The following is a 24,501-nucleotide window of genomic DNA, read 5'->3' on the forward strand; positions in this document are numbered from 1 at the left end:
GAGGGTCCTTTCCTCGGTTCGGTCCCATCGTGGCACCCGGGGCCCGTCGCCGCACGGTCCCGGAGGCCGGGGCGGGGCGGCTCAGCCCAGGGCGGCGACGAGCTCCGTGGCCTGGCGGATCGCCCGCTTGGCATCCAGCTCGGCCGCCACGTCCGCGCCGCCGACGAGGTGCACCGGGACGGCGTCCGTGTCGTGGCCGGAGGCGAGCAGCGCGTCGTGCAGCTCCCGCAGCGGCTCCTGGCCCGTGCACAGCACCACGGTGTCCACCGCGAGCACCTGGTCGGCCGGCCCCGCGCCGTCGGGGCCGGCCACGGTGAGGTGCAGCCCGTCGTCGTCGATCCTGCGGTAGGTCACGCCGCTGAGCGTGCGCACGCCCCCGGCCTTGAGCGAGGCCCGGTGGATCCAGCCGGTGGTGCGGCCCAGGCCGGCCCCGGGCTTGCCGGGGGAGCGCTGCAGCAGGGTCACCTCGCGGGCCGGGCGCGGCGGTGCGGGCGCGGCCAGGCCGCCGCGGGCGGAGAGCGTCGTGTCCACGCCCCAGGCCCGGTAGAAGTCCACCTCGGTGCCCGGGGCGTGCAGGAGGAACTCGGCGACGTCGAAGCCGATGCCCCCGGCGCCCAGGACGGCGACCCTCCGGCCGACGGGGGCGTCGTGGTGCAGGACGTCCCGGTAGCCCACGACCGAGGGGTGGTCCACGCCCTCGACGGCGGGCACGCGCGGCTCCACGCCGGTGGCGAGCACCACGCGGTCGAAGCCGCCCAGGTGCGCGGGCGTGGCGGTGGTGCCCAGGCGCACGTCCACCCCCAGCTCGGCCAGTCGCACGCCGTAGTAGCGCAGGGTCTCGGCGTACTCCTCCTTGCCGGGGATGCGCAGGGCCATGCAGAACTGCCCGCCGATCCGCTCCTCGGCCTCGAACAGCGTCACGGCGTGACCGGCCTCCGCGGCGGCGACCGCGAAGGCGAGGCCGGCGGGGCCCGCCCCGACCACGCCGATCCGCTCGGCCCGGCGGGTGGGACCCAGGCGCAGCAGGGTCTCGTGGCCCGCTCGCGGGTTGACCAGGCAGGACGCGGTCCGGCCCGCGAAGGTGTGGTCCAGGCACGCCTGGTTGCAGGCGATGCAGGTGTTGATCGCGTCGGCGCGGCCCCGTGCGGCCTTGGCCACGAACTCCGGGTCCGCGAGCAGCGGCCGGGCGAGGGAGACCATGTCGGCGTCGCCGGAGGCCAGGATCCGCTCGGCCGTCTCCGGGGTGTTGATGCGGTTGACCGCCACCAGGGGGATCCCGACCTCGCCCTTCAGGCGGCGGGTCACCCAGGAGAAGCCGCCGCGGGGGACGGCGGTGGCGATGGTGGGGATCCTGGCCTCGTGCCAGCCGATGCCCGTGTTGAGCAGCGTGGCCCCGGCGGCCTCGACCGCCCGGGCCAGCGCCACGACCTCCTCGAGCGTGGAGCCGCCCGGGACCAGGTCCAGCATGGACAGGCGGTAGATCAGGATGGTCTCGGGGCCGGTGCGCTCGCGGACGCGGCGGACGATCTCCACGGGCAGGCGCATCCGGTTCGCGTAGCACCCGCCCCACTCGTCGGTGCGGTGGTTGGTCTCGGCGGCGACGAACTCGTTGACGAGGTAGCCCTCGGAGCCCATGATCTCCACGCCGTCGTAGCCGGCCTCCCGGGCGAGGGAGGCGGTGCGGGCGAAGTCCTCGATGGTCCGCTCGATCTCCTCGGCCGTGAGCTCGTGCGGGACCACCGGGCTGATGGGGGCGCGTAGGGCGCTCGGGGCCACGGCGTCGGGCGTCATGGCGTAGCGGCCCGAGTGCAGGATCTGCAGCGCGATCCGCCCGCCCTCGGCGTGCACGGCCTCGGTCACCAGGCGGTGCCGTGCCACCTCCTCGGGGGTGCGCAGGAGGGCCCCGCCGGCGCGGGTGGCGCCCTCGGGGCTGGGGCCGACGCCGCCCGTGACGATGAGCCCGACGCCGCCGCGCACCCGCTCCGCGTAGAACTCGGCCAGGCGCTCGAACCCGCCGGGCTGCTCCTCGAGGCCGGTGTGCATCGAGCCCATGAGCACCCGGTTCGGCAGGACGACGGGACCGAGCTCCAGGGGCGCCAGCAGGTGCGGATAGGGCAGGGTCATCCGATACTCCTCGTCTCAGGTACTTGGGTCACCGTAGGCGAGAAGTGAGCCAGGCCACAAGACGGGCGTGCGGGGTGGACCCGGAGCCCGCCCCGCACGCCGGTCCTTCCGGAGGGCGCGCCGGTGCTCGGCGGCTCCGCGTGCTCACGGAGCCCGGGGTGGCGGCGGAGCACCGCCGCCCCGGGTGCGGCTCAGTCCCCGGCCGCGGGGCCGGGGCCGCCCGCCCCCTTGCCGAAGTCCGGGTCGGCGGGGTCGTCGGCGTTGCCCGCGCTCGGCGCGCGCTGGCCGGCGTTGGTCTGGCCCAGCGGGTCCTGGGCCGTCTCGAGGTCGCGGGCCGGGGTGTCGGGCACGCCGACGTCGTCGGCCAGGTGCGGGTCGTCGGGGAGCTGGCTGCCGGAGGCGGGAGTCGTGTCCATGGGCCCAGCCAAGCAGTGGCTCCCGGCCCTGGCAAGGGTCGGGGCCGGGGAATCGGCGGGAGAACCGGCAGGGGGCGCGGGGGCGGCGGATATCGCGCTCAGCGAATGGACAGGGTGCTGACAGTCTGTGGAGGCCGTGCCATAGTGGTGAGGAGAGGCCCGCTCCGGCGAGCCGTTCACCGTTGTCGATCAAGGCCGCCGCCCGGCGGCGGCCGGAACAAGGAGACGATCCCATGGCCACCCCGAACCAGCGCACCGCCCCCTACACCGTGCCCGGTCTGTCCACCGAGAACGGTCACGAGGTCGCCCAGACCCTGCAGCAGCGGCTGCACGCGCTGAACGACCTGCAGCTGACCCTCAAGCACGCGCACTGGAACGTGGTCGGGCCCAACTTCATCTCCGTCCACGAGATGCTGGACCCGCAGATCGAGCTCGTGCGCGGCTTCGTCGACGAGCTCGCCGAGCGCATGGCGACCATGGGCGTGGGGCCGAGCGGCCTGCCCGGCGACCTCGTGCAGGCCCGCACCTGGGACGACTACTCGGTCAACCGTGCCACCGGCGTGGAGCACCTCGCGGCCCTGGACCTCGTCTACAACGGCATCATCGAGGACCACCGCGACGCCGTCCAGAAGGTCGGCGAGCTCGACCCCATCACCGAGGACATCCTCATCGGCCAGGTCAAGGAGCTCGAGCTGTTCCAGTGGTTCATGCGCGCCCACCTCGAGAACAGCGGCGGCGACCTGCAGCACGGCGGTGCCCGCACGGAGCGGGACGCGGCCGAGTCCGCCGCGCAGTAGCCCGCGCGGCAGATCCCGCCGCCGTCGTGGCAGCCCCTGATCGCCCCGGCCCCGCCGACCTCCGTGGTCCGCGGGGCCGGGGCGTGCTCACGGCCATGACCTTCAACGTCCGGCGCCCCCTGCCGCGGTACCGCCGGGGCGACCCGGACGCGTGGTTCACGCGCGCGCCGGCGGTGCAGGCGCTGCTGCACGCGCACCGGCCCGGCCTGGCCGCGCTCCAGGAGGTCCAGCCGGAGCAGCTGCACCTGCTCCGCGAGGCGCTGGGCCCGGAGCACGTCCTGCTGGGCACGGGGCGGAACGCGGACGGTCACGGCGAACGGTGCCTGCTGGCCGTGGACACCGGCCGCTTCGCGGTGGACGGGTGGCGGCAGCGGTGGCTGTCCCGCACCCCGGAGGTTCCCGGCTCGCGGGGCTCCGGGGACGCCTTTCCGCGCACCGCGGTCCTCGCCGACCTCACGGACCGGCGCACCGGGGTGGCCTGGCGGGCCGTCGCGACCCACCTCGACCCGTGGCCGGAGAGCGCCCGGCTGCGCCAGCTCGCGGCGCTGCAGTGCCTGCTCCTCGGCTGGGACGGGCCGCGGCTGCTCCTCGCGGACTGGAACGCGGCCGCCGGGCGGTCCCGGACGTGGGACGCCGCCCTCGCCGGCGGCCTGCGCGACACCCTCCCGCCGGAGGCCCCCGGAACCTTCCACCGCTACCGGGAGCCGGGGGCGAGGACCCCGCGGCTGGACTGGATCCTGCACGGCGGTCCGGTCCGCGTCCTCGGCGCCCGGGTGCTGACCGAGCGGCCGCGCGGCGTGTGGGCCTCGGACCACTTCCCGGTGCTGGCCGAGCTCGAGCACGACGGCGGCCCCGCCGGCTGAGGACGGGGCCGCCGTGCGGGGCGGTGGGCGGTCAGTACACGATGCTGAACACCCAGACCCCGAGGGTCATCGTCAGGAGCGTGATCAGGACGATGCCGATGAGGTTCAGCCACACGCCGCCCTTGATCATCTGCCCGATGGTCACGTATCCGGAGCCGAAGGCGATCGCGTTGGGCGGCGTCGCCACCGGCAGCATGAACGCGCAGGTGGCCGCGAGGGCCACGGGGATGGCCAGCAGCATGGGGTCCAGCCCCAGGCCGAGGGCCACGCCGCCGGAGACCGGCAGGAACGTGGCCGCCGTGGCCGTGTTGCTGGTCAGCTCGGTGAGGAACAGGATGCCGGCCGCGAAGATCGCCACGACCAGCACCACCGGCACCGCCCCCAGGGCGGCGGCGCCCTGGCCGATCCAGTCGGTCAGCCCGGAGGAGGAGAACTGGGAGGACAGGGCCAGCCCGCCGCCGAAGAGCAGGAGCACGCCCCAGGGCAGCTTGACGGCGGTCTCCCAGTCCAGCAGCCGGACCCCGCGCTGGGCGCCGGCGGGCAGCAGGAACAGCAGCAGCCCCACGACCATGGCGATGCCGGCGTCGCTGATCGGCGGGGAGTCGAAGAGGATGGGCACGAACACCCAGCTGAGCGCGGCCAGCACGAAGACGGCGAGCACGAGCTTCTCGCCGGTGGCCATGGGGCCGAGCTTGTCCAGCTCCGCGGTGATCAGCTTCCGGCCGCCGGGGATCTCGTCGATCTCGGGCTTGAACAGCACCTTGGTGAGCAGGAGCCAGGCGATCGCGAGCATGACGACGGACAGCGGGACGCCCACGAGCATCCACTGGCCGAAGCCCACGGTGATGCCGTGGGCCTCCTGCAGGTAGCCGACCATCAGCGTGTTGGGCGGGGTGCCGATGATCGTGCTCAGGGAGCCGATCGACGCGGCGTAGGCGATGCCCAGCATCAGGGCGGTCCCGAAGTTGGACTTGATGACCGCCTCCTTGACCTCCGTGCTCTGGGGGTCGGCGCCCTCCAGGGCGGGATCCGCCGAGGCGTCCTCCGCCGCGCCACCGGGGCCCGGGTCGGCGCCCTCCAGCAGCTTCGGCAGCAGCAGCAGGACGGACACGCCGATGGGCAGCATCATCACCGCGGTGGCGGTGTTGGAGACCCACATGCTGAGGAAGGCGGTGGCCACCATGAACCCGGCCACCATCTGCGCCGGCTTCGTCCCCATGACCCGGACGGTGCGCAGGGCGATCCGGCGGTGCAGGTTCCAGCGCTGCATCGCCAGGGCCAGCAGGAACCCGCCCATGAACAGGAAGATGATGTTGCTGCCGTAGGACGCCCCGACGTCGTCCACCGCGACGTCCTCCCCGAGCACGGGGAAGACGACCAGCGGGAGCAGGGCGGTGGCGGGGATCGGGATGGCCTCGGTCATCCACCACGCGCCCATCAGGACGGCCGTGGCGGCGGTGAGCTTCGCGGGGTGGGCCAGGTCCGCGGGCATGGCGAAGTAGACGGCCAGGGCGAGGACCAGGCCGACGACGAGCCCCGTCCACCGGATCCGGTGCGTCTTCGGCGGCTCCGCGGGGGCCTGCTCCCCGGGGGACCGGAGATCGGCGTCCTCCCGGTCCCGCGGCGTGGGGTCGTAGTCCTTCAGGTGCGCTCCGGGGACGGAGGGTCTGTCGCTCATCTTCGCTCCAGGTGTGGTCGGGTCGGTCGTGCTCCGGATCAGGGGTCGCGGCGGCCGGCGTCCCACGGCGCGGTGCGCGTCGAGGTGGTGCGCGTCGAGCCGGTGTGTGCCGGGCCGGTGCGCGCGGCGTCAGCGGACGGGGCCTCCGTGGGCCGGGCGCCCGTGCGCGACGACGCCTGCACCTCCGGCAACCGGATGCAGGCGGCGACGTGCTCCCGGGCCGTGTGCTCCCCGGTGGCGTGCCGGGGCCCCGTCGGGGCGCCCCGGGGGCCCGGGGGCGGCACCGGGACGGGCACGGTGCGGGCGCACTCGTCGGCCGCCCACGGGCAGCGCGTGCGGAACACGCAGCCGGAGGGCGGGTCGAGGGGGGACGGGACCTCTCCCTCGAGCGGAGCGGTCCGCCGCTGCCGCTCCGCCACGGGGTCCGCGGACGGGGCCGAGGCGAGCAGGGCCTTCGTGTAGGGGTGGGCGGGGTTCTCGAAGACGTCCTGCACGTCCCCGTCCTCCATGAGCCGGCCCAGGTACATCACCAGCACGTGGTCGCTCATGTGCTCCACGACGGCGAGGTCGTGGGCGATGAACAGGTACGTGAGCCCCAGCTCGTCCTGCAGCCGGTTGAGCAGGTTCATGATCTGGGCCTGCACCGAGACGTCGAGGGAGGCGGTCGCCTCGTCGAGGACGACGAGGTCCGGCTCGCCCGCCAGGGCCCGGGCGATGGACACCCGCTGGCGCTGCCCGCCGGAGAGCTCGTGGGGATACCGGTCGAGGAACCGCTGGGACAGTCCCACGAGGTCGAACAGCTCGGCGACCCGGCGGCGGCGCCCGGCCTTGTCCCCGCCGAGGCCGTGCACCTCGAGGGGCTCCGCCACGGCGCGGGAGACGTGCTGGCGGGGGTCCAGGGACGCGAACGGGTCCTGGAACACCATGGCGATCCGGCGGCGCAGCGCCGTGAGGTCCTTGCCCCGGACCGAGGTGATGTCCCGGTCGTCGAGCAGCACGGTCCCCGCGCTGGGCTCCACGAGGTGCATCAGGGCGTTGGCGACCGTGGACTTGCCGGAGCCGGACTCGCCCACCAGGGACACCGTCTGCCCACGGTGGATGTCGAAGTCGATCCCGGCCACCGCGTGCACCACGCCCTTGCCGCGGTCGGTGGTGACGGGGAAGCGGACCTGCAGGTCCCGCACGCTCAGCAGCGGGCGCTCGTCGCCGGTCATCGGGCTCCTCCTCGCCGGTCGGTCCGGTCCGGACCGCAGAAGGTGCGGACCACGTGCTCCGGACCCACCGGGGTCTCCGGCGGGCGCTCGGTCTCGCAGCGGGGGTCCCCGCGGACCGGGCAGCGGTCCCAGAACAGGCAGCCCTCGGGCAGGTGCTTGGGGTCCGGGGGGCTGCCGGGGATCACGGAGAGCTCGCCCTTGCGGTGGGCCGTCTGCGGCCGGGAGGCCATGAGCCCCCGGGTGTAGGGGTGCCGGGGGTCGGTGAAGAGCTCCTCGAGGGGCGCGGACTCCACGATCTGCCCGCCGTAGAGGACCGCCACCCGGTCCGCGATCCCCGAGACCACCCCGAGGTCGTGGCTGATCCAGATGACGCTCATCCCGCGGGAGGCCTGCAGCTGCTTGACCTGCTCGAGGATCTGGGCCTGGGTGGTGACGTCGAGCGCCGTGGTCGGCTCGTCCGCCACGAGCAGCTCCGGGTCGCAGGCCAGGGCCACCGCGATCATCACGCGCTGCTTCATCCCGCCCGAGAGCTGGTGGGGGTACGAGGACAGGCGGGACTGCGGGTCCGGGATGCCGACCGCCTCGAGCAGCTCGAGGGCGCGGCGGCGGGCCTCGCGGCGCGTCACGCCGAGGTGGAAGCGCGGGGCCTCCGTGAGCTGCTGCTCGATGGTCAGCACGGGGTTCAGGGAGGTGGAGGGGTCCTGGAAGACGAAGCCGACCCGCTTGCCGTGGACCCCGCGCAGCCGGCGGGGGTCCACGGCCACGATGTCCTGGCCGTCCAGCAGGGACTGCCCGCTCACACGGGCGGGCGGGGAGTCGATCAGGCCGGTGGCCGCGAGCACCGTCATGGACTTCCCGGAGCCGGACTCGCCCACGATCCCCAGGGTGCCGCCGCGGGGGACGGAGAAGGACACGCCGTTGACGATCTCGGCGGGGCCGATGCGCACGGAGAGGTCCCGCACGTCCAGCAGCACGTCCTGCCCGGAGGACGTCGGCGGGGTGGTGCGGCGGTGCTCGGTCGTGCTCATCAGGCGCTCCTGCGGATCTCGTCGGCGGTGCGCTGGCGCGGGTCCAGGACGTCGCGCATGCCGTCGCCCACGAGGTTGAACGCCAGCACGGTGAAGAAGATCGCCAGGCCCGGGAACACGCTCATCCACCAGGCGTCGTAGATGAAGGCCTGCGCGTCGTAGAGCATCCGCCCCCAGGACGGCTCCGGCGGCTGGACGCCCAGCCCCAGGAAGGACAGCGCGGCCTCGGAGAGGATCGCGAAGGCCAGCGAGAGGGAGGTCTGGACGGTGATGGGGCCCATGATGTTCGGCAGCACGTGCCGGCGCAGGATCAGCCCGTTGGACGCCCCGACGGACACGGAGGCCTTGACGTAGAGCTCCTCGCGCACGGCGAGCGTGGAGGCGCGGGTGATCCGGGCGAAGATCGGGGTGTAGACCACCCCGATCGCGATCATCGCCGTGGTCAGCCCGGGCCCGAGCACGGCCACGATCGCCATGGCCAGCAGCAGGATGGGGAACGCGAAGAGCACGTCCGCGCTGCGCATGATCACCGTGTCCAGCCAGCCGCCGAAGAACCCGGCCACCAGGCCCACGGCCACCCCGACCACCAGGGCGATGCCCACCGCCACCAGTCCCACCAGCAGCGAGATCCGGGCCGAGAGCACCACGCGGGAGAACACGTCCCGGCCCAGCTCGTCGGTGCCGAACAGGTGCGCGCCCGAGGGCGGCTGCAGGGCGTTGACCACGTCGATGTCGTTGGCCCCGTAGGGCGCGATCCAGCGCCCGAGCAGCGCGAGCAGGACCACGACGAGCAGGATGACCAGCCCGGCCGCCGTGACCCTGTTGGAGACCAGCATCCGCAGGGTGCCGGTGCGGCTGACCTCCTCGGGCGTCTCCGCGGGCTCGGGCACGGGGCCGGTGCGGGCGTCCCCGGCGCCCGGGGCGCGGCGGTCGGGCGAGGGCGTCTGGGAGGCGCTCATGACACACGGATCCTCGGGTCGACGACGGCGTACAGGATGTCCACCAACAGGTTGATGAGCAGGAACATGAGGGCGATCAGCAGCACCGTGCCCTGGACCACCGGGTAGTCGCGGGCCGCGACGGCGTCGAACACGAGCCGGCCCAGCCCCGGCCAGGCGAAGACCACCTCGATCACGATGAGCCCGCCGAGCATCGTGGCGGCCTGCACGCCCGCCACGGTGAGGATCGGCACGAGGGCGTTGCGCATCACGTGCCGCCCGACGACCGCGCGCCGGGGCAGGCCCTTGGACCGGGCGGTCCGGACGTAGTTGGAGCCGACGACGTCGAGCACCGCGGAGCGCACGTAGCGGGTCATGATCGACCCGGAGACCACGCCCACGGCCAGGCCCGGCAGGACCACCCGCTGGAGCCAGCCCCACGGGTCCTCCGTGAAGGGCACGTAGCCGGAGGGCGGCAGCAGCCCGAGCATCGTCGAGAACACGATGATCAGCATCAGGCCGAGCCAGAAGTCGGGGACCGAGACGCCGAACTGGCTCACGGCCCGGATCCCCCCGTCCGCCGCGGAGCCCCGGCGCAGGGCGGCCCAGGTGCCGAGCGGGAACGCGATGAGCAGCGCCACGGCGATCCCGGCCAGCGCCAGGGACACCGTGGCCGGCAGCCGGTCGAGCAGGACGAGGGTCACCGGCTCCCCGCTGCGGAAGCTCACGCCCAGGTTCCCGGTGAGGGCGTTGCCGATGTAGGAGAAGAACTGGATCAGCAGGGGCCGGTCCAGCCCGGAGGCCTCCCGCAGGGCGTCGTAGGACTCCTGGGTGAACCGGGTGCCCAGGGCCACCCGCACGGGGTCGCCCGGGACGAGCTGGAGGAGCGCGAAGACCACGATCAGCACCCCGAACAGCACCACCACGGTGTGCAGCAGGCGCTTGACGAGGAATCTCAGGAGTGGGCTCTTCATTCCGGGTCCTCCTCGAGCCGGACGTCGTTGAACCGGACGGCGCGGTCCGGCCGGGGCTCGTAGCCCTGCAGCTCGGGGACCCACGCCTGGACCACGTCGGGGTTGTACAGGTACACGTAGCTGGCGTCGTCCACGATCTGCTCGGCGGCCCGGTCGTAGAGCTCCTTGCGGGCGTCCTGGTCGGTCTCGGTCCGTCCCGCGTCCAGCAGCCGGTCGACCTCGGGACTGCTGTAGCCCTGGGCGTTGTTCGAGCCCTCCGAGTGGTGCTGGTTGTAGTAGTAGTCGTTCACGTCCACGTTGCCGAGCCAGCCCAGGAGCAGCATGTCGAAGTTCCCCTGGGCCTGCTCGTCGAGCCAGGTGGCGAAGTCCAGGGTCCGGATGTCCGTGGAGACCCCGATCTCCGAGAGGTTGGCGGCGATCACCTGGGCCGCCGTGACCGTCTCCGGGAACTCGTTGGTGACCATGAGCTCGACGGTCTCCCCGGCCAGCCCCGAGCCCTCGGCGAGTGCGCGGGCCCGGTCCACGTCCTGCTCGAAGGGCGCGTACTCGTGGTACCAGACGGACGTCTCCGGCACCGCCGTCTGGTTCACCGTGGCGTTGCCGTACCAGGTGACCTGGGCGATGGCCTCGCGGTCGATGGCGTGGGCGACGGCGAGGCGCGCGTCGAGGGAGTCGAAGGGCGGGCGCCCCTCGTTCATGGTCAAGTACCAGTAGTCGGTGGACGGGACGCCGGCGACCTCCACGTCGGGGTTCTGCCGCAGGGAGTTCACCCGCTGCGGCGGGATCGAGTCGGTCCAGTGCACCTCGCCGGCGGTGAGGTCCGCGAGCGCCGTGGTCCCCTCCGAGATGAACCGGTAGACCACCCCCGGCACGTGCGGGCCCTCGCCCCAGTAGTCCTCGTTGGCGCGCAGGGTCACGGCCGTGCTCGCGGAGTTGCCCACCACCTCGAACGGTCCGGTGCCCACCGGGTCGAGCTGGACGTCCCCGCTCTCCACGTTCTGCTGCTCGACGATGGCCATTCCCTTGTACCCGCCGATCGCGGCGAGCAGGTGCGGGGTCGGCTGGGCCACGTCGATGCGCACCGTGTGCTCGTCGACCGCCACGACGTCCTCGACGGCGGCCAGCCGGTAGGCGTTGGCGAGCTGCTCGTCGACGATCCGGTCGTAGGAGTACACGACGTCCTCGGCGGTGAACGGGGAGCCGTCGTGGAAGGTGACGCCCTCCCGCAGGCGGAACGTCCAGGACAGCTGGTCCTCGCTGACCTCCCAGGACTCCGCGAGGGCGGGCTCCATGACGAGGTTCTCGTCGGGCTGGACCAGGGTGTCGTAGACGTTCTCGAGGATCTGGAAGGAGAAGTAGGCGCTGGTGTTGTGGGGGTCCAGCTGGTCGGGCTCGCCGGCGATCGCGACCCTGAGGTAGTCGTCGGTGTCCACCTCGCCCGCCCCCGCGAGGTCCACGCCCTCGCCCACCGAGCAGGCGCTCAGCACCAGGCCCGCGGCGGCGGCCAGTCCGACGATCCGTGCTCCGCGTGCCATTCGCCGCCTCCCGGTGGTAGGAATGAGCCGTCCGCCCCGTGGGCTCCGGCAGGCCGGGTCCGGCCGCCCTGCCGGTGCACACCTGGTCGTCGGTGTCCTCCCACCCTATGCACGCGGGACGGTCCCGACCACACCTGCCGCCCCGGGCGTGCCGGGCGGTCCCGGTGCCGTCCCAGGTCGGGGCGGCAACCACACGGAGAAGATGAAGCGGCCGTCCCGACGATGACGGCCAGGAGGTGCTCGTGACGTACACCGTGATCGCCCGGAGCGCGGACTCCCGCCTCCTCGGCGCCGCCACCGCGAGCTGCTCGCTCGCCGTGGGCAACGCCGTGCCCGCCCTCGTGCCCACCGCCGGGGTGGTGGCCTCGCAGGCGTGGACCAACCGGCGGCTGCGCTTCGAGATGCTGCGCACCCTGCACCACGGCGGCACGGCCGAGGAGGCGCTCGCGGGACTGGCCGACGCCGACCGCGATCTGGCGCTGCGCCAGGTCGCGGTCCTGCCGGTGGAGGGCCCCGGAGCGCACCTCACCGGGAGCCTGTGCACCCCCTGGGCCGGTGGGGTGGCCGGCACCGACTTCGTGGTGATCGGCAACTTCCTGACCGGCCCGGAGGTGGTCGAGGCCATGCGCGCCTCGGTGGTCGAGGCGCTCGCCGCGCCGGGGCTGACCAGCACGGAGATGGCCCGGGCGCTGGTGGCCTGCCTGCGCGCGGGGCAGGACGCCGGCGGGGACAGCCGCGGCCGGCAGAGCGCCGCCGTGGTCGTGGCCGACACCCTCGCCGGGTTCCAGTATCCCGTGCTCCTCGACGTCGACCTCCGGGCCGACAACTCGCCCACCCCCCTGGAGGACCTCGCGGAGATGCTCGAGCTCAAGGGCCGCGCCCACGCGGCGCCCGCCGAGCTCGTGCCCAGCACGGAGGTGCCCCACCGCCCCGAGGACGAGGGCCTGTGGTCCACGGTCCTGTCCTGACCGCCCGCCGGTGACCTACCCTCGGTCCATGAGATCCCGACCCCTGTCCCGGCCCGTGCGCCGCGGTGCCGCGGCGGCGCTGGTCACGGCGCTGCTCGCCGCGGGACCCGTCCTGACCGGCTGCTCCGCCCCCGAGGGGCCGGAGCCCGCACCGGGGGAGGGCCCGTCGTCGTCCGCCGGCGGAGGCGCCACCGCGGGGGCGAGCCCGTCCGGTGCCGCCGCGCCGGACGAGGTGGAGGTCGTGGTCACCGGCGACGTCCTGCTGCACCCGGGCCTGTGGGCCCAGGCCGAGGCCGACGGGAACGGGGAGCTGGACTTCGGCCCGCTCGTGGCGGGCCTGCGCCCGTTCACGCAGGACGCCGACCTGGCGATCTGCGACATGGAGACCCCGCTGGCCGAGCCCGGCGGCCCGTACTCCGGCTATCCCGCGTTCGAGGTGCCGCCGCAGATCGTGCCGGCGCTCGCGGAGATCGGCTACGACGCGTGCACCACCGCCACGAACCACACCCTCGACGCCGGGGCGGAGGGGCTCGAGCGGACCCTCGGCGTCCTGGACGAGGCCGGGATCGCCAGCACCGGCTCGTACCGCACCGCGGCGGAGGCCGCCGAGCCCCTGGTCCTGGACGCGAACGGGGTGCGCGTGGGCCTGGTGACCGGCACCTACGGCCTCAACGGCAACGTCCCGGACGCCCCCTGGCGGGTGGACCTGCTGGACGTGCCGGAGATGGTCGAGAAGGCCCGCCGGGCCCGGGCGGCGGGGGCCGAGATCGTGCTCGCGGCGGTGCACGCCGGGGACGAGTACTCCTCCGCGCCCAACCAGCAGCAGCTCGAGGTCACGCACGCGCTGGCCGACAGCGGCGAGTTCGACTTCGTCTACGGCCACCACACGCACTCGGTGCTGCCCCTCGAGAAGCACGGGGACACCTGGATCGTCCACGGCCTGGGCAACAGTCTCTCCGAGCACGCCACGCGGGTGCCGGTCAACAACGAGGGCCTGACGGTCAGCATGACCTTCACCCGCGAGGACGGGCAGTGGGTGGCCGGGGACCCCGTGTGGACCCCGCACATCCTCACCCTCGACCCGATCCGGTGGTGCGCCCTGCCCGCCGAGCAGGGGTGCCGGTCCCCGGAGGAGGACGCGGCGTCCCTGGCCCGCACGGCAGGGACCGTGGGGGCCATGGGGGCCGAGGCCGACGGCGCCCGCCCGTGGCGCACCCTCACCCTCGGCCCCGCCGGGCCGTAGCGCTCAGCCCCGGTCGACGGAGACGAGCACCTGCACCGGGGTGTGGTCGCTCGGGTGGCCCCCGGCGAAGCGTGCGGGATTGATCGCGCTGCGCCGCACCCGGACGTCGGGGCTGGCCAGCACCCAGTCGATGCGGTCGTCGCCACGGACGGGCTCGCCGTAGTCCGGGAACGTGCCCCACTCCGGGGTGAGCCGCTGCTCGGCGGTCGCCCAGGTGTCGTCCAGCACTCCCGAGCCCACGAGCGCGTCGTACGGCCTGGAGCTGCCCGCTTCCGCGTTGAAGTCCCCGGTGACCACGGTGGGGGTGTGCGGGCGGAAGCTGTGCACGAGCTCCATCACGGCGTCCGCGCTGCGCTCGCGGGCGGCCTCGGAGTCGTGGTCGAAGTGCGTGTTCACGTGCACGAGCTCGCAGCCGGTGCCGCGGTCCAGGAAACGGCCCCAGGTCACGATGCGGGGGACGTCGTTGCCCCAGGTGGTCGAGCCGATGAGCTCCGGGGTGTCGGAGAGCCAGAACTGGTCCCACTCGAGGGCCTCCAGGCGGCGCGCGTCGTAGAAGATCGCGGAGTACTCGCCCTTGCTCCCGCCGGCGCGGCCGTAGCCGAGCATCCCGTAGCCGGCGGGCAGGGCCCGCTCCACCGCCGGCAGCTGGTGGTGGAGGGCCTCCTGCACGCCGAGCAGGGTCGGCTGCTCCAGCTGCAGCAGCCGTGCCAGCCGGGGCGCCCGGTCGGGCCAGTGGTCGGGCTCGCCCGGCCGGCTGTGCTCGTGGTGGAAGCGGATGTTGTAGCTCATCACGTGCAGGGCCCGGCCCGTGGCGGGGCCGATGACCGGCACGTCGGGATCCGGCGCCCCGACGGTCGTGCTGCGGTCGCGGAGGGCGGGCTCTGCTGACATCACTGCTCCAGGGTGGGCGTGGGCGGGGGCGTCGTCGTCCCATGGTGGACCGGGCGGACCCGCCCCGGTCGGACCGCGGGAGAACCCGCGGTGACCAGGAGATGAAATCGCGCTGTCCGCATCCGTGCCGTCAGGCCGGTCAGCAGCCCGGCCGGCGCCCGGCTCGCCCGTCGCGGACCGCGGCGGGGGCGGGTCGGCGTCGTCGCCCGCGCAGGAGCCCTCCTCGGGGCCCGGGGCCGCTCCCGCGGCGCCGGGCGCGAGCAGGACCGCCCCGTCGCCGCTCCTGACGTGGCCCGCCGGCTGCTCCTGGACGCCGCTCATGCGGTCATTGTGCCACCTGCCTCCGTCATGGGACGGAGGCAGGTGCGGGCGGGTCTCAGTTGATGGTGCTCAGGCGGATGGTCTCCGGCAGGCCCAGGATCTGCTCGATGACCTCGCGGGTCACGCCGTTGGCGGCGTCCGTGACGAGGTAGCCGGTGTCCCCGTGGGTGGACAGCTGCTGGCGGTCGATGTTGATCCCGTGGTCGCCCAGGACGCTGTTGACGGTCGCGAGCACGCCCGGCACGTTGCGGTGCAGGTGGAGCATGCGGGTGCCGTTGACGGCGTTGTCGAGCTGGACCTGCGGCATGTTCACCGACAGGGTCGTGGAGCCCGAGGTCACGAAGGACGAGAGCTTCCCGGCCACGAACCGGCCGATGTCCACCTGGGCCTCCTGCGTGGAGCCGCCGATGTGCGGGGTGAGGATCACATTGGGCAGGCCCTGCAGCACCGAGCTGAACGGGTCGCCGGCGACCTTGGGCTCGTTCGGGAAGACGTCCACGGACGCCCCGGCGATGTGCCCGCTGACGAGGGCGTCGCGCAGGGCGTTGTAGTCCACCACCATGCCGCGGCACAGGTTGAGGAACAGGGACCGGGGGCGCATCCGCTCGAACTGCTCCCGGCCGAAGAGGCTGTCGTTGCCGGCCCGCCCGTCCACGTGCAGCGAGACGGTCTCGACCCGCTCCAGCAGCTCCTCGAGGGTGTCGCAGCGCTGGGCGTTGCCCAGCGGCAGACGGTCCACGATGTCGTAGTAGTACACGCGCATGCCGAGCGTCTCGGCGAGCACGGACAGCTGGGAGCCGATGTTGCCGTAGCCCACGATGCCGAGGGTGCGGCCGCGGACCTCGTGGGCGCCCTTGGCGGACTTGTCCCACACACCCTCGTGCATGGCCTTGTTCTTGTCGGTCAGGTGCCGGGCCATCGAGATGATCTCGGCGATCGCCAGCTCCACCACGGACCGGGTGTTGGAGTACGGGGCGTTGAAGCAGGCCACAGCGTGCTCCGTGGCGGCCGCCAGGTCGATCTGGTTGGTGCCGATGCAGAACGCGCCCACGGACAGCAGCTGCGGGTGGGCGTCGAACACCTCCCGGGTCACGTGGGTCTTCGACCGGATCCCGAGCAGCTCGACGCCGCCGAGGGCGTCGATGAGCTCTCCGGTGTCGAGGGCTCCCTTGCGGGTCTCGACCTCGATGCCCTTCTCGGTGAGGATGCGTTCGGCCTCGGGGTGGACGTTCTCCAGCAGAAGTGCTTTCACAGTGGTCCAGTCTATGGCTCCGGTGCGGAGGACGACGACGCGCTCCGCGACCTCCGCACCGGGTGTGGTGCACGTCACCGCACGATGGCGGGCTCCCGGGCCTCCTCCGCGGGCGCCCCGGCCGGTGCGGGCTCCTCCGGTGCCGTCCCGTGCGAGCGCTCGAGGGACTGGCCCTCGACGTCGACGTCGGGCAGAACCCGGTCCAGCCAGCCGGGGAGCCACCACGCCCGGTCCCCGAGCAGGTGCATGGCCGCGGGGACCAGGGTCATCCGCACCACGAACGCGTCGACGAGCACCCCGAAGGCGAGCCCGAAGCCGAGGGGCCGGACCATGGCCATGTGGGAGAACACGAAGCCGGTGAACACCGAGATCATGATGATCGCCGCGGCCGTGACCACGGCCCGGCCCGCGTTCAGGCCCTCGCGCACGGCGGCGCGGGCCGGGTGCCCGTGGACGTAGGCCTCCCGCATCCCGGAGACGAGGAACAGCTGGTAGTCCATGGCCAGCCCGAACAGCACACCCACCAGCAGCGTGGGCAGGAAGCTGAGCACGGGTCCCGGGTCGTGGACGCCGAACACGGCGCCCAGCCAGCCCCACTGGTAGATGGCCACCACCGCTCCGAAGGCCGCGAAGAGCGAGAGCATGAACCCGCCGGTGGCGATCAGCGGGACCAGGATCGAGCGGAACACCAGCACCATCAGCACCAGGGACAGGCCCAGCACCACCGCGAGGTACAGGGGCAGGGCGTCGGCGAGCTTCTGGGACACGTCGATGTTGCCGCCGGTCAGCCCGGTGACGCCGATGCCGACGCCGTACTCGTCCTCCAGGGCGGGGGAGAGGGCCCGCAGGTCGTCGACAAGGTTCTCGGTGGACTCGGCCGCAGGGCCGTCGGTGGGGGTGACCTGGAAGACCGCGGTCCGCCGGTCCTCGGAGAGCCCCGCCGGAACGACCGAGACGACGTCCTCGCGGGCCATCAGCTCCTCGCCGACGGCCACCTGCAGATCGGCGGCCCCGGTCCCGTCGGTGCCCTCGGGCAGGTCCGCGACCACCAGGACGGGCCCGTTGGCGCCGGCCCCGAACTCCTCGTCGATGATCCGGTAGGCCTGGTACTGGGTGGAGCCGGCCGGCTCCGAGGAGGCGTCCGGCAGGCCCAGGCGCATCGAGGCGGCCGGCAGGGCGATGAGCGCGAGGGCCGCCACCCCGGCCACCAGGGTCAGGACCGGGTGGCGGGTGGCCACGCCCTCGCGGCGCTCGCCGCGGTGTGCCGGGGTGCGGGCGGACCGCTCCCGGGCCCGGGCCGAGAGCAGCCGCGGGCCGGTCAGGGACAGCAGGGCCGGGGTGAGGGTGACGGCGATGAGCACGGCCACGGCCACGCACACCGCCGCCGCGGTGCCCATCATGCCCAGGAACCCGATGCCGGTGACGTTCAGGGCGGCCAGGGCGATGATGACGGTCAGCCCGGCGAAGACCACCGCGTTGCCGGAGGTGCCGGTGGCCAGCCCGATCGACTCGTGCAGCGGCACGCCCCGCAGCAACTGCTGACGGTGGCGGTTGAGGATGAACAGCGAGTAGTCGATGCCCACGGCCAGGCCCAGCATGAGCCCGAGCATGGGGGTCACCGAGGTCATCTGCACGACCCCGGAGAAGGACAGTGTCGCCAGGGCGCCGACCCCCACCCCGACCAGCGCCATGAGGATGGGCAGGCCCGCCGCGACCAGCGTGCCGAGCATCACCAGCAGCACCACGGCCGCGATCACGACGCCGATCACTTCGGCGGGGCCGAACAGCTGGGAGATGTCCTGGGCGATCTCGACGGAGTACCCGACCTGCACGCCGTCGATCGTCACCCCGCCCACGGCGGCCTGCAGCGCCTCCTTGTCCTCGGCGGTGACCGCCTGCTGCTCCGCGGTGAAGGTCACCACGGCCATCGCCGCGGTCCCGTCCGCGGAGACCGTGCGGGTCTCCTCGGCCAGCGCCAGCAGCCGCTCGCCGCGGTCCACCTCCGGGGCACGGGCCTCGAGCTCGTCCGCACCGGTCCCGAGCTGCGCCCGGTTGCGCTCCAGCTCCGCGCGCGCGTCGTCGAGGGCCTCCTGGCGCTCGTCGAGCTCGTCGAGCACCGGGTCCGGGGCGTTCGCCCGCTCCGCCCGCTCGCGGGCGGCGTCGAGCTCGTCCTGGTTCTCCTCGAGGGCGGACTCGGCGTCCTCCAGCTGCGCGCGCCCGTCCTCGAGCTGGGCACGGCCGTCGGCCAGCTGCTCGCGGCCGTCGGCGAGCTGCTGCTCCTGCTCCTCGCGCTCCTCCTGGGCGGTGAACGGGTTGAGCACGCGGTCGACCCCGGCGGAGTCGCCGGCCGCCGTCAGCGCCTCGTCGATCTGCTCGCGCTGCTCCGGGGTGAACGGCTCTCCGCTCTCCGTCCGGAACACGATGCGCCCGGTGCCGTGCCCGGCATCGGGCAGCTCGCTCTGGAGTCGGTCGGACAGGCGCTGGGTCTCGGTGCCGGGGATCGTGATCGCGCTGGTCAGCTCGCCGCCGGCCACGGCGAAGGCGCCGCCGGCGACGACGAGGACGGTCGTCCAGGCCGCGATCACGGCCCAGGCGCGGCGGGCGGCGAGGCGCCCGAGTCGGTACAGGAGTTGGGCCATGGCTCTTCTCTGTCGGTCGATCCCGGGTCGGGCCCGGGGGGAAGGAACGGGAACGGAAAACGTGTGGGGGCGGCGGGGCCGCTCAGCCGGCGAAGCCGTGCCGCAGGTGCTCGACCGCCGTGCGCAGCAGTCGTTGCCAGACGCGCCGGCTGCCGGGTGTGTCGGCCGCGCCCGTCTCCCTCTCCCACTGCTCGAAGGTGACGATCATCGCGTTGATCAGGGAGCCGGCCAGCAGGGCCACGGTGAACGGATCGGACTGCGGGTTGCGCCGGGTGACCTCGGCCGTCAGACGGGCCGTGACGCTCTGCAGCACCTCGTGGCGCCACAGCACCGTGGCGGGGTGGTCCTCGCTGGTGCCCACCAGCCGGGCGATGTGGGACAGGGACCGGACCAGCGCGGTCCGCTCGATCACGTCCGCCAGCTGCTCGAAGACCGCCCCCGTGCTCGGGGTCGCGGGGAGAGGGGTGGCGTCGGCGATCTCGACGAAGTCGTCGACGACGACCCCCAGCAGCTCGCTGAGCCGGGCGTAGACGGCGTCGTCGACGGAGGCGAAGTGGTTGAAGATCGTCCGCCGCGAGACGCCGGCGCGCTCGGCGAGGTCCTTGACGGTGAAGTGGCCGAGGCCCCGCTCCTCGGCGAGGGCGGCGGCGGCGTCCAGGATGGCGCGGCGGTTGGCGGACTTGACCTGGCGCCGGCGGTCGTCTGATTCGAGCACTTGATGACACTAAGTGCAACGTTGCACTCCGTGCAATTTCTTGGCCGACCGTTCGGCGCACCGTCCGGAGGGCGGCCGGGGACACGCCCGCGCCTCGGTCCTGCGAAGCGCCAAAATGATGCAAATGCAAATACGCTGGTCGCATGAAGGAGTTCCGTCTGGTCGCGCTCGTCGCAGTCGCCGCCCTGGCCATCGGAGGCATCGGCGTCGCCGACGGCCTCTCCGACAAGAGGGCCGCCGAGCAGGTCGCCGCGGCGGCGTCCGGCTCCTCGCCACGGTGCGCCGCCGTCCCCCGGGACGAGCTGGTGCCTGCGGACGGCGCGCTGTTCGGCGTGAACCTCGACCTGGGGAGCCGGTCCCTGGCGGACTACGCGCAGGACCTCGGGCACCGGGCGGCGGTGAGCGTCTCCTTCACCGGCTTCCCCTACGACTCACGCGGTCACGACTACCTGCTGCAGGCCGCCGAGCAGATCCGTGCCAGCGGGCGGACGATGCTGCTCACCCTCGAGCCCGAGGAGGGGCTGGGCGCCGTCACCGACGAGGCGGCACGGACCCTGGCGGCGGACCTGCACGAGATCAACGAGACCGGGGTGCCGGTGGTCGTGCGCTTCGCCCACGAGATGAACGGCTCCTGGTACGCGTGGGGCCAGCAGCCGACCGCCTACGTGCAGACCTTCCGCAGGGTGGCCGACGCGGTGCACGAGCACGCCCCGGGCTCGGCCATGATGTGGGCGCCCAACTACGGCGGTGGCTACCCGTTCTCCGGCGGGCAGTACGAGGCGGAGCCGGGCAGCGCCGACTTCGCGGCGCTGGACACCGACGGGGACGGCGCCCTGAGCATGGCCGACGACTCCTACGCCCCCTACTATCCCGGTGACGACGCCGTCGACTGGGTCGGGATGTCCCTGTACCACTGGGGCTCGGCGCACCCCTGGGGCGAGAACGAGCTCTCCGAGCCGGACAAGTTCGCCGACCAGCTCACGGGCGTCTACGACGGATCCGGCGGTGACGACACCGGGGTCCCCGACTTCTACGCGACCTACGGGGAGGAGCACGGCAAGCCCGTGGCGATCCCGGAGACGGCTGCGCTGTGGGTGCCGGACGGGGGCGGGGTGGACGAGCTCGAGGTCAAGCGCTCGTGGTGGGACCAGGTGTTCGACCCCGCACTGCCGGAGCGGTTCCCGCAGCTGAAGATGATCAACTGGTTCGAGTGGGACAAGCACGAGGTGGAGGTCGACGGCCGCGTGGACTGGACCACCACCACCGACGACACCGTGCGGACGGAGTTCGTCCGGGCCCTGCCGGAGTGGCTGCACTTCGCCCCGGAGGGCGGCTGCTGAGAGCCCCGGCGGGCGGTTGCCGCGGTCGGCCACGCCCCGTGCGGGTGCTCCGTCCGTGGACGATCCGTGCGCGGGGGCTGCCCTACTGAGCAGTATTTCCGGTGTTGCGCCCCGGGTCGTGACGCGTGTGTGCATTCGTGATTAGCATCACGAGCACCCCCGCTCCGGCGCCGCCCACCACAGGGCCGCACCGGCAGCACCGTTCACCCCCCTCCGGAGGACCTGCACGTGATCCCACAGCACCGTGACCCCACGACCCCCCGCTCCTCGGACCGCCCGCGACACCGGCGCCGGCTCGCGGCGGCGGTGCTCGCCGTCGCCCTTCCCCTCGGCGCCGCCGCCCCCGCCGCCGCGGACGTCAGCTTCCCCTCCACGGAGGGGCGGACCAGCATCTCGAGCATCCTCACCTCCGACGACGTGGTGCGGGAGCTGCAGAAGCTCGAGCGGACCAGCCGCTACGGCGTGGACGCCTTCACCCTGGCGGAGGCCGGCATGGAGGTGTCCACCTCCGAGCAGGGCCGGGACCTGTGGGTCGCGACCGTCGGCTCCGGGGAGGAGCACGTGTGGCTCCAGGGCCGCATCCACGGCAACGAGCCCTACGGCACCGACTCCCTGCTGAGCCTGCTCAAGGATCTCGGCACCAACGGCTCCGCCGAGTACGAGCTGCTGCGCGAGAAGTTCACCTTCCACGTCATCCCGATGTACAACCCGGACGGCGCCGAGGCCAACATCCGGCACACCGTCCTGTGGGACCAGGTCTCCGGCGGGCCGGAGGGCGGTGCGCCCCAGCGCATCGACCTCAACCGCGACTGGACGGCCGAGGGCTTCGCGGCCGACGAGTCCCGTGCGTTCTACGAGTACTGGACGACCGTCGACCCGGCCTGGGGCGTCGACATCCACCACCAGGGCCTGAAGAAGGAGTACGGGACCGGCGACGACGTCACCCTCTCCCTCGGCATCTCGCTCGCCCCCGGCGGACCGACCCTGCCGGGGCTCGAGGACGGCGCCTACGACAGGCTCACCCGCCAGATGCACGTGCACGTCTACGACGAGCTCTCGAAGTACGGCTACGTCAACATGGACCGCTACCAGGTGGGCGGCAGCCAGGAGATCGACATCAAGGGCGGTGTCGTCTCCGCGATGATGCTCGGCCTGGACCACGACGGGCTGAACCCCGAGGGCCACTCCCACCCGGTGGTGTTCTTCGAGACCTCCGGCAACACCTCCGACGGCAGTCTCGGCCAGAAGGCCCGGGGCCGCAGCGTGCAGCAGAACGTGCTCGCCATGAAGGAGCTGCTGCTCGGCCTGGCCACGGGGGAGGTCCAGCAGGAGGACCCGGAGCGGTGGGACGAGATCCCGCACGCACCGGTCACCGGCTACCAGACCGACTACGCCGGCGTGATCCCGGTCGGCTGAGCCCGGTCGCCGGCGCCCTGCCCGGGCGCCGACGGGGCGGGAACGAGAAAGAGCGGGACACCCGTCGGATGTCCCGCTCTTTCTCCTGTGCGGTGCGCGAGGGGGGAGTTGAACCCCCACGCCCTTTCGGGCACACGGACCTGAACCGTGCGCGTCTGCCTATTCCGCCACTCGCGCTCGTCGAACCCGGCGGTGGACCGCCGTGAGCAACGACGACAATGTTACCCACACTCGGTGCGGAAAGGCGAATCGGCGCCGCGCGGGTCCATCAGTAAGCTTGCCGCATCCCGGACCGGGACCGACGACGTCACACAGGGGGCACGGATGGAACCCGACAGCGAGAATCTCGAGGAGAAGCGCAAGGAGCTGGGCCGGACGGACGAGCCGCTCGAGGACGAACTGGTCGAAGGGTTCGAGAACACCGTCACCGAGGGCGCGGAACGACTGAGCCGCACGTGGCGGGCCCTGACCATCACGGGACTCTTCGGCGGCATCGACGTGGGCGTGGGCATCCTCGCCTTCCTGGCGGTCAAGGAGGCCACCGGGTCGGACCTGCTGGCCGGCGCGGCGTTCGGCTTCGGTCTGCTCGCCCTCCAGCTCGCCCACTCGGAGCTGTTCACGGAGAACTTCCTGGTGCCCATCTACGCCGTCGTCTCCCGGCACAGCACCTGGTTGCAGCTGGCACGGTTCTGGGTGGTGACCCTGCTGACCAACCTCCTGGGCGGATGGCTGTTCACCTGGTTCGTGGTGGCGGGGTTCCCGCAGTTCCACGACGTCCTGGAGGAGTCGGCGACCAAGTACATGGAGGGCGGGCTGACGGTGGAGTCGGCCGCCCTGGCGCTGCTGGCCGGCAGCACCATCACGCTCGGGACGCGGATGAGCCAGGGGTCGAGCAACGAGGTGGTGCACGCCGTCATCGCCGTCTTCGACGGCCTGCTGGTGGTCGGGCTGGGCATGCTGCACGGAGCGCTGAACTCGGCCATCATCTTCGGTGCGATGCACGCGGGCGCGGCCATCTCCTACACGGACTGGCTCGTGTGGATGCTGTGGGTCATCCCGCTGAACATGGCGGGCGGGCTCCTCATCATCACCCTGCCGCGGCTGGTCCGCACCCTCGAGCTGATCAAGAAGGAGCGCGCGGCGCAGGAGAGCCGGCACGCCGACGACGGGCGGGTGGTCTGAGGGGTCAGGCGACCGCCAGCCCGGTGGTCAGGGCGAACGCGCCCCACAGGCCCGTCAGCGCGAAGACGGTGATCGGGGCGAGCACCACGATCTCCGTGACCGAGCCCGCGTTGCCGAGCAGCGGGACCGTCAGGAAGGACCTGTTCCGGTACAGGGCGCGCGGCAGGGGCAGGGGCGCCCGCAGGGGATAGAGCAGGTGGATCCCGCGCGTGGTCACCAGGTCCCCGGCCAGGTGGGCGACCACACCCGTGCCCACCGCCGCGGCGAACCACCACTCGTGGGCGGGCGGGTGCAGGCCCACGACGACGCCGAGCCCGATCCCCACGACCCAGTTGAGCTTCGCCACCCGCTCCGGCAGGAAGGCGAGCACCTGCACGGCGAAGGCGATGAGCAGCACGGACATGACCGCCGCCAGCGGCCAGACCCGGCCGAGGTCCCCGGCCGGGACGCCGATCCGCTGCGCGGTCGCCGCGAGGCCGGTGAACGCCGCCACCCCCAGCAGCGAGTGGGTGCCCCGCCGGTGCCCGCCCGAGATCCGGCAGACCCCGCGGGCCAGCCACGTGGACAGGGGCGGCAGGGACCGCGCCACGGTCCCGCCCGGGTGGTCCAGGTCCGGCAGCAGGGCCGCGCCCGCGGTGACGAGGGCGCCGGTGAGGACCCCGGCGTCGCCGACGTCGAGGAGCCCCCATCCGATCGGAATGCTGAGGTCCTGCAGGTGCAGCTGGTAGTCGGCGGTCAGCGCCACCCACGCGGCCGCCCCGCAGGCCGCGTGGCTCGGTCCCATCATGGAAAAGACGTCCTCCTCGGATCTCCGGTGCGGTGGGGCCGGGCCGACCCCACCAGCGGAAACACTAGGGCCCGGGACGGACAGCGCGGCGCAGCGGCCTCGTGGCGGGCGTCCCCGGTGGCACGGCACCCACCCCGTCCGTAGGCTGACGGCCAGGACCCCGCCCGAGGAAGGACAGCG

20 protein-coding genes and 1 tRNA gene are annotated in these 24,501 nt (G+C 73.1%); 7 read left to right on the top strand and 14 right to left on the bottom strand.

Annotated elements, in window-relative coordinates; all coding sequences use genetic code 11:
- Positions 1 to 81 precede the first annotated feature (81 nt).
- The gene (locus RE027_RS14475) at positions 82 to 2,124 is read right to left on the bottom strand and encodes an oxidoreductase (protein ID WP_368808978.1); all 2,043 of its coding nucleotides are present in this window, start codon (positions 2,122 to 2,124) and stop codon (positions 82 to 84) included.
- A 191-nt stretch (positions 2,125 to 2,315) separates the two neighbouring features.
- Entirely contained in the window at positions 2,316 to 2,540 is a 225-nt protein-coding gene (locus tag RE027_RS14480) for a hypothetical protein (protein WP_368808979.1), read from the bottom strand.
- Positions 2,541 to 2,773: 233 nt separating this feature from the next.
- Here RE027_RS14480 and RE027_RS14485 point away from each other — a divergent pair, with 233 nt between their 5' ends.
- Both RE027_RS14485 and RE027_RS14490 read left to right on the top strand, forming a co-directional pair.
- Entirely contained in the window at positions 2,774 to 3,337 is a 564-nt protein-coding gene (locus RE027_RS14485) for a Dps family protein (RefSeq protein WP_368808980.1), read from the top strand.
- A 95-nt stretch (positions 3,338 to 3,432) separates the two neighbouring features.
- Positions 3,433 to 4,200 carry an endonuclease/exonuclease/phosphatase family protein gene (locus RE027_RS14490; protein WP_368808981.1) on the top strand — a complete coding sequence of 256 codons (768 nt, stop codon included), beginning with the start codon at positions 3,433 to 3,435 and terminating at the stop codon, positions 4,198 to 4,200.
- A 31-nt stretch (positions 4,201 to 4,231) separates the two neighbouring features.
- Here the strand turns inward: RE027_RS14490 and RE027_RS14495 are convergent, their stop codons facing one another.
- The 6 genes from RE027_RS14495 to RE027_RS14520 are packed head-to-tail and all read right to left on the bottom strand — an operon-like array spanning position 4,232 to position 11,567.
- Positions 4,232 to 5,878, bottom strand: coding sequence for an SLC13 family permease (locus RE027_RS14495; protein WP_368808982.1), 1,647 nt, complete (start codon positions 5,876 to 5,878; stop codon positions 4,232 to 4,234).
- A gap of 38 nt (positions 5,879 to 5,916) precedes the next feature.
- Positions 5,917 to 7,092, bottom strand: a complete 1,176-nt coding sequence (locus RE027_RS14500) for an ABC transporter ATP-binding protein (protein WP_368808983.1) — start codon at positions 7,090 to 7,092, stop codon at positions 5,917 to 5,919.
- Entirely contained in the window at positions 7,089 to 8,120 is a 1,032-nt protein-coding gene (locus tag RE027_RS14505; RefSeq protein ID WP_368808984.1) for an ABC transporter ATP-binding protein, read from the bottom strand. The genes RE027_RS14500 and RE027_RS14505 overlap by 4 nt, the downstream gene beginning before the upstream one ends.
- Positions 8,120 to 9,079 (bottom strand): ABC transporter permease, encoded by a 960-nt coding sequence (locus tag RE027_RS14510; protein WP_368808985.1) that lies wholly within the window; start codon positions 9,077 to 9,079, stop codon positions 8,120 to 8,122. Before RE027_RS14510 ends, RE027_RS14505 begins: the two co-directional genes overlap by 1 nt.
- Positions 9,076 to 10,032, bottom strand: a complete 957-nt coding sequence (locus RE027_RS14515) for an ABC transporter permease (RefSeq protein ID WP_368808986.1) — start codon at positions 10,030 to 10,032, stop codon at positions 9,076 to 9,078. Before RE027_RS14515 ends, RE027_RS14510 begins: the two co-directional genes overlap by 4 nt.
- Entirely contained in the window at positions 10,029 to 11,567 is a 1,539-nt protein-coding gene (locus tag RE027_RS14520) for an ABC transporter substrate-binding protein (protein WP_368808987.1), read from the bottom strand. The genes RE027_RS14515 and RE027_RS14520 overlap by 4 nt, the downstream gene beginning before the upstream one ends.
- A gap of 242 nt (positions 11,568 to 11,809) precedes the next feature.
- On the opposite strand from RE027_RS14520, the gene RE027_RS14525 reads away from it, so the two are divergent.
- Together RE027_RS14525 and RE027_RS14530 are read left to right on the top strand one after the other, a co-directional pair.
- A complete protein-coding gene (locus RE027_RS14525) occupies positions 11,810 to 12,535 on the top strand; it encodes a DUF1028 domain-containing protein (RefSeq protein WP_368808988.1) in 726 nt (241 codons plus the stop codon).
- A 28-nt stretch (positions 12,536 to 12,563) separates the two neighbouring features.
- Positions 12,564 to 13,778, top strand: a complete 1,215-nt coding sequence (locus RE027_RS14530) for a CapA family protein (RefSeq protein WP_368808989.1) — start codon at positions 12,564 to 12,566, stop codon at positions 13,776 to 13,778.
- 3 nt (positions 13,779 to 13,781) lie between these two features.
- On the opposite strand, the gene RE027_RS14535 is transcribed toward RE027_RS14530, so the two are convergent.
- The 4 genes from RE027_RS14535 to RE027_RS14550 all read right to left on the bottom strand — a co-directional run bounded on the left by RE027_RS14535 (position 13,782) and on the right by RE027_RS14550 (position 19,596).
- A complete protein-coding gene (locus RE027_RS14535) occupies positions 13,782 to 14,669 on the bottom strand; it encodes an endonuclease/exonuclease/phosphatase family protein (RefSeq protein ID WP_368808990.1) in 888 nt (295 codons plus the stop codon).
- Positions 14,670 to 15,045: 376 nt separating this feature from the next.
- Positions 15,046 to 16,242 carry a phosphoglycerate dehydrogenase gene (gene serA / locus RE027_RS14540; RefSeq protein WP_368808991.1) on the bottom strand — a complete coding sequence of 399 codons (1,197 nt, stop codon included), beginning with the start codon at positions 16,240 to 16,242 and terminating at the stop codon, positions 15,046 to 15,048.
- A gap of 74 nt (positions 16,243 to 16,316) precedes the next feature.
- On the bottom strand, positions 16,317 to 18,881 hold the full coding sequence (locus tag RE027_RS14545) for an MMPL family transporter (protein ID WP_368808992.1): 2,565 nt from the start codon (positions 18,879 to 18,881) through the stop codon (positions 16,317 to 16,319).
- Between the two features lie 82 nt (positions 18,882 to 18,963).
- The gene (locus tag RE027_RS14550; RefSeq protein ID WP_368808993.1) at positions 18,964 to 19,596 is read right to left on the bottom strand and encodes a TetR family transcriptional regulator; all 633 of its coding nucleotides are present in this window, start codon (positions 19,594 to 19,596) and stop codon (positions 18,964 to 18,966) included.
- A 143-nt stretch (positions 19,597 to 19,739) separates the two neighbouring features.
- Between RE027_RS14550 and RE027_RS14555 the strand changes: the two genes are divergently transcribed.
- Together RE027_RS14555 and RE027_RS14560 are read left to right on the top strand one after the other, a co-directional pair.
- Positions 19,740 to 20,936, top strand: coding sequence for a glycoside hydrolase family 26 protein (locus RE027_RS14555; RefSeq protein ID WP_368808994.1), 1,197 nt, complete (start codon positions 19,740 to 19,742; stop codon positions 20,934 to 20,936).
- A 228-nt stretch (positions 20,937 to 21,164) separates the two neighbouring features.
- On the top strand, positions 21,165 to 22,352 hold the full coding sequence (locus RE027_RS14560) for a M14 family zinc carboxypeptidase (protein ID WP_368808995.1): 1,188 nt from the start codon (positions 21,165 to 21,167) through the stop codon (positions 22,350 to 22,352).
- Between the two features lie 93 nt (positions 22,353 to 22,445).
- Here the strand turns inward: RE027_RS14560 and RE027_RS14565 are convergent.
- Positions 22,446 to 22,529, bottom strand: a tRNA-Leu gene (locus RE027_RS14565).
- A gap of 147 nt (positions 22,530 to 22,676) precedes the next feature.
- Here RE027_RS14565 and RE027_RS14570 point away from each other — a divergent pair.
- A complete protein-coding gene (locus RE027_RS14570) occupies positions 22,677 to 23,534 on the top strand; it encodes a formate/nitrite transporter family protein (protein ID WP_368808996.1) in 858 nt (285 codons plus the stop codon).
- Between the two features lie 4 nt (positions 23,535 to 23,538).
- Here RE027_RS14570 and RE027_RS14575 read toward each other — a convergent pair whose 3' ends face one another.
- The gene (locus RE027_RS14575) at positions 23,539 to 24,321 is read right to left on the bottom strand and encodes a metal-dependent hydrolase (protein ID WP_368808997.1); all 783 of its coding nucleotides are present in this window, start codon (positions 24,319 to 24,321) and stop codon (positions 23,539 to 23,541) included.
- Positions 24,322 to 24,501 lie beyond the last annotated feature (180 nt).

It is taken from the genome of Kocuria sabuli, assembly GCF_040981185.1.
In the GTDB taxonomy this organism is placed as follows: Bacteria; Actinomycetota; Actinomycetes; order Actinomycetales; family Micrococcaceae; genus Kocuria; species Kocuria sabuli.

Coding starts and splice junctions, on each gene's coding strand:
- RE027_RS14475 (WP_368808978.1), bottom strand. CDS start 2,124: ATGACCCTGCCCTATCCGCACCTGCTGGCGCCCCTGGAGCTCGGTCCC.
- RE027_RS14480 (WP_368808979.1), bottom strand. CDS start 2,540: ATGGACACGACTCCCGCCTCCGGCAGCCAGCTCCCCGACGACCCGCAC.
- RE027_RS14485 (WP_368808980.1), top strand. CDS start 2,774: ATGGCCACCCCGAACCAGCGCACCGCCCCCTACACCGTGCCCGGTCTG.
- RE027_RS14490 (WP_368808981.1), top strand. CDS start 3,433: ATGACCTTCAACGTCCGGCGCCCCCTGCCGCGGTACCGCCGGGGCGAC.
- RE027_RS14495 (WP_368808982.1), bottom strand. CDS start 5,878: ATGAGCGACAGACCCTCCGTCCCCGGAGCGCACCTGAAGGACTACGAC.
- RE027_RS14500 (WP_368808983.1), bottom strand. CDS start 7,092: ATGACCGGCGACGAGCGCCCGCTGCTGAGCGTGCGGGACCTGCAGGTC.
- RE027_RS14505 (WP_368808984.1), bottom strand. CDS start 8,120: ATGAGCACGACCGAGCACCGCCGCACCACCCCGCCGACGTCCTCCGGG.
- RE027_RS14510 (WP_368808985.1), bottom strand. CDS start 9,079: ATGAGCGCCTCCCAGACGCCCTCGCCCGACCGCCGCGCCCCGGGCGCC.
- RE027_RS14515 (WP_368808986.1), bottom strand. CDS start 10,032: ATGAAGAGCCCACTCCTGAGATTCCTCGTCAAGCGCCTGCTGCACACC.
- RE027_RS14520 (WP_368808987.1), bottom strand. CDS start 11,567: ATGGCACGCGGAGCACGGATCGTCGGACTGGCCGCCGCCGCGGGCCTG.
- RE027_RS14530 (WP_368808989.1), top strand. CDS start 12,564: ATGAGATCCCGACCCCTGTCCCGGCCCGTGCGCCGCGGTGCCGCGGCG.
- RE027_RS14535 (WP_368808990.1), bottom strand. CDS start 14,669: ATGTCAGCAGAGCCCGCCCTCCGCGACCGCAGCACGACCGTCGGGGCG.
- RE027_RS14545 (WP_368808992.1), bottom strand. CDS start 18,881: ATGGCCCAACTCCTGTACCGACTCGGGCGCCTCGCCGCCCGCCGCGCC.
- RE027_RS14555 (WP_368808994.1), top strand. CDS start 19,740: ATGAAGGAGTTCCGTCTGGTCGCGCTCGTCGCAGTCGCCGCCCTGGCC.
- RE027_RS14570 (WP_368808996.1), top strand. CDS start 22,677: ATGGAACCCGACAGCGAGAATCTCGAGGAGAAGCGCAAGGAGCTGGGC.
- RE027_RS14575 (WP_368808997.1), bottom strand. CDS start 24,321: ATGATGGGACCGAGCCACGCGGCCTGCGGGGCGGCCGCGTGGGTGGCG.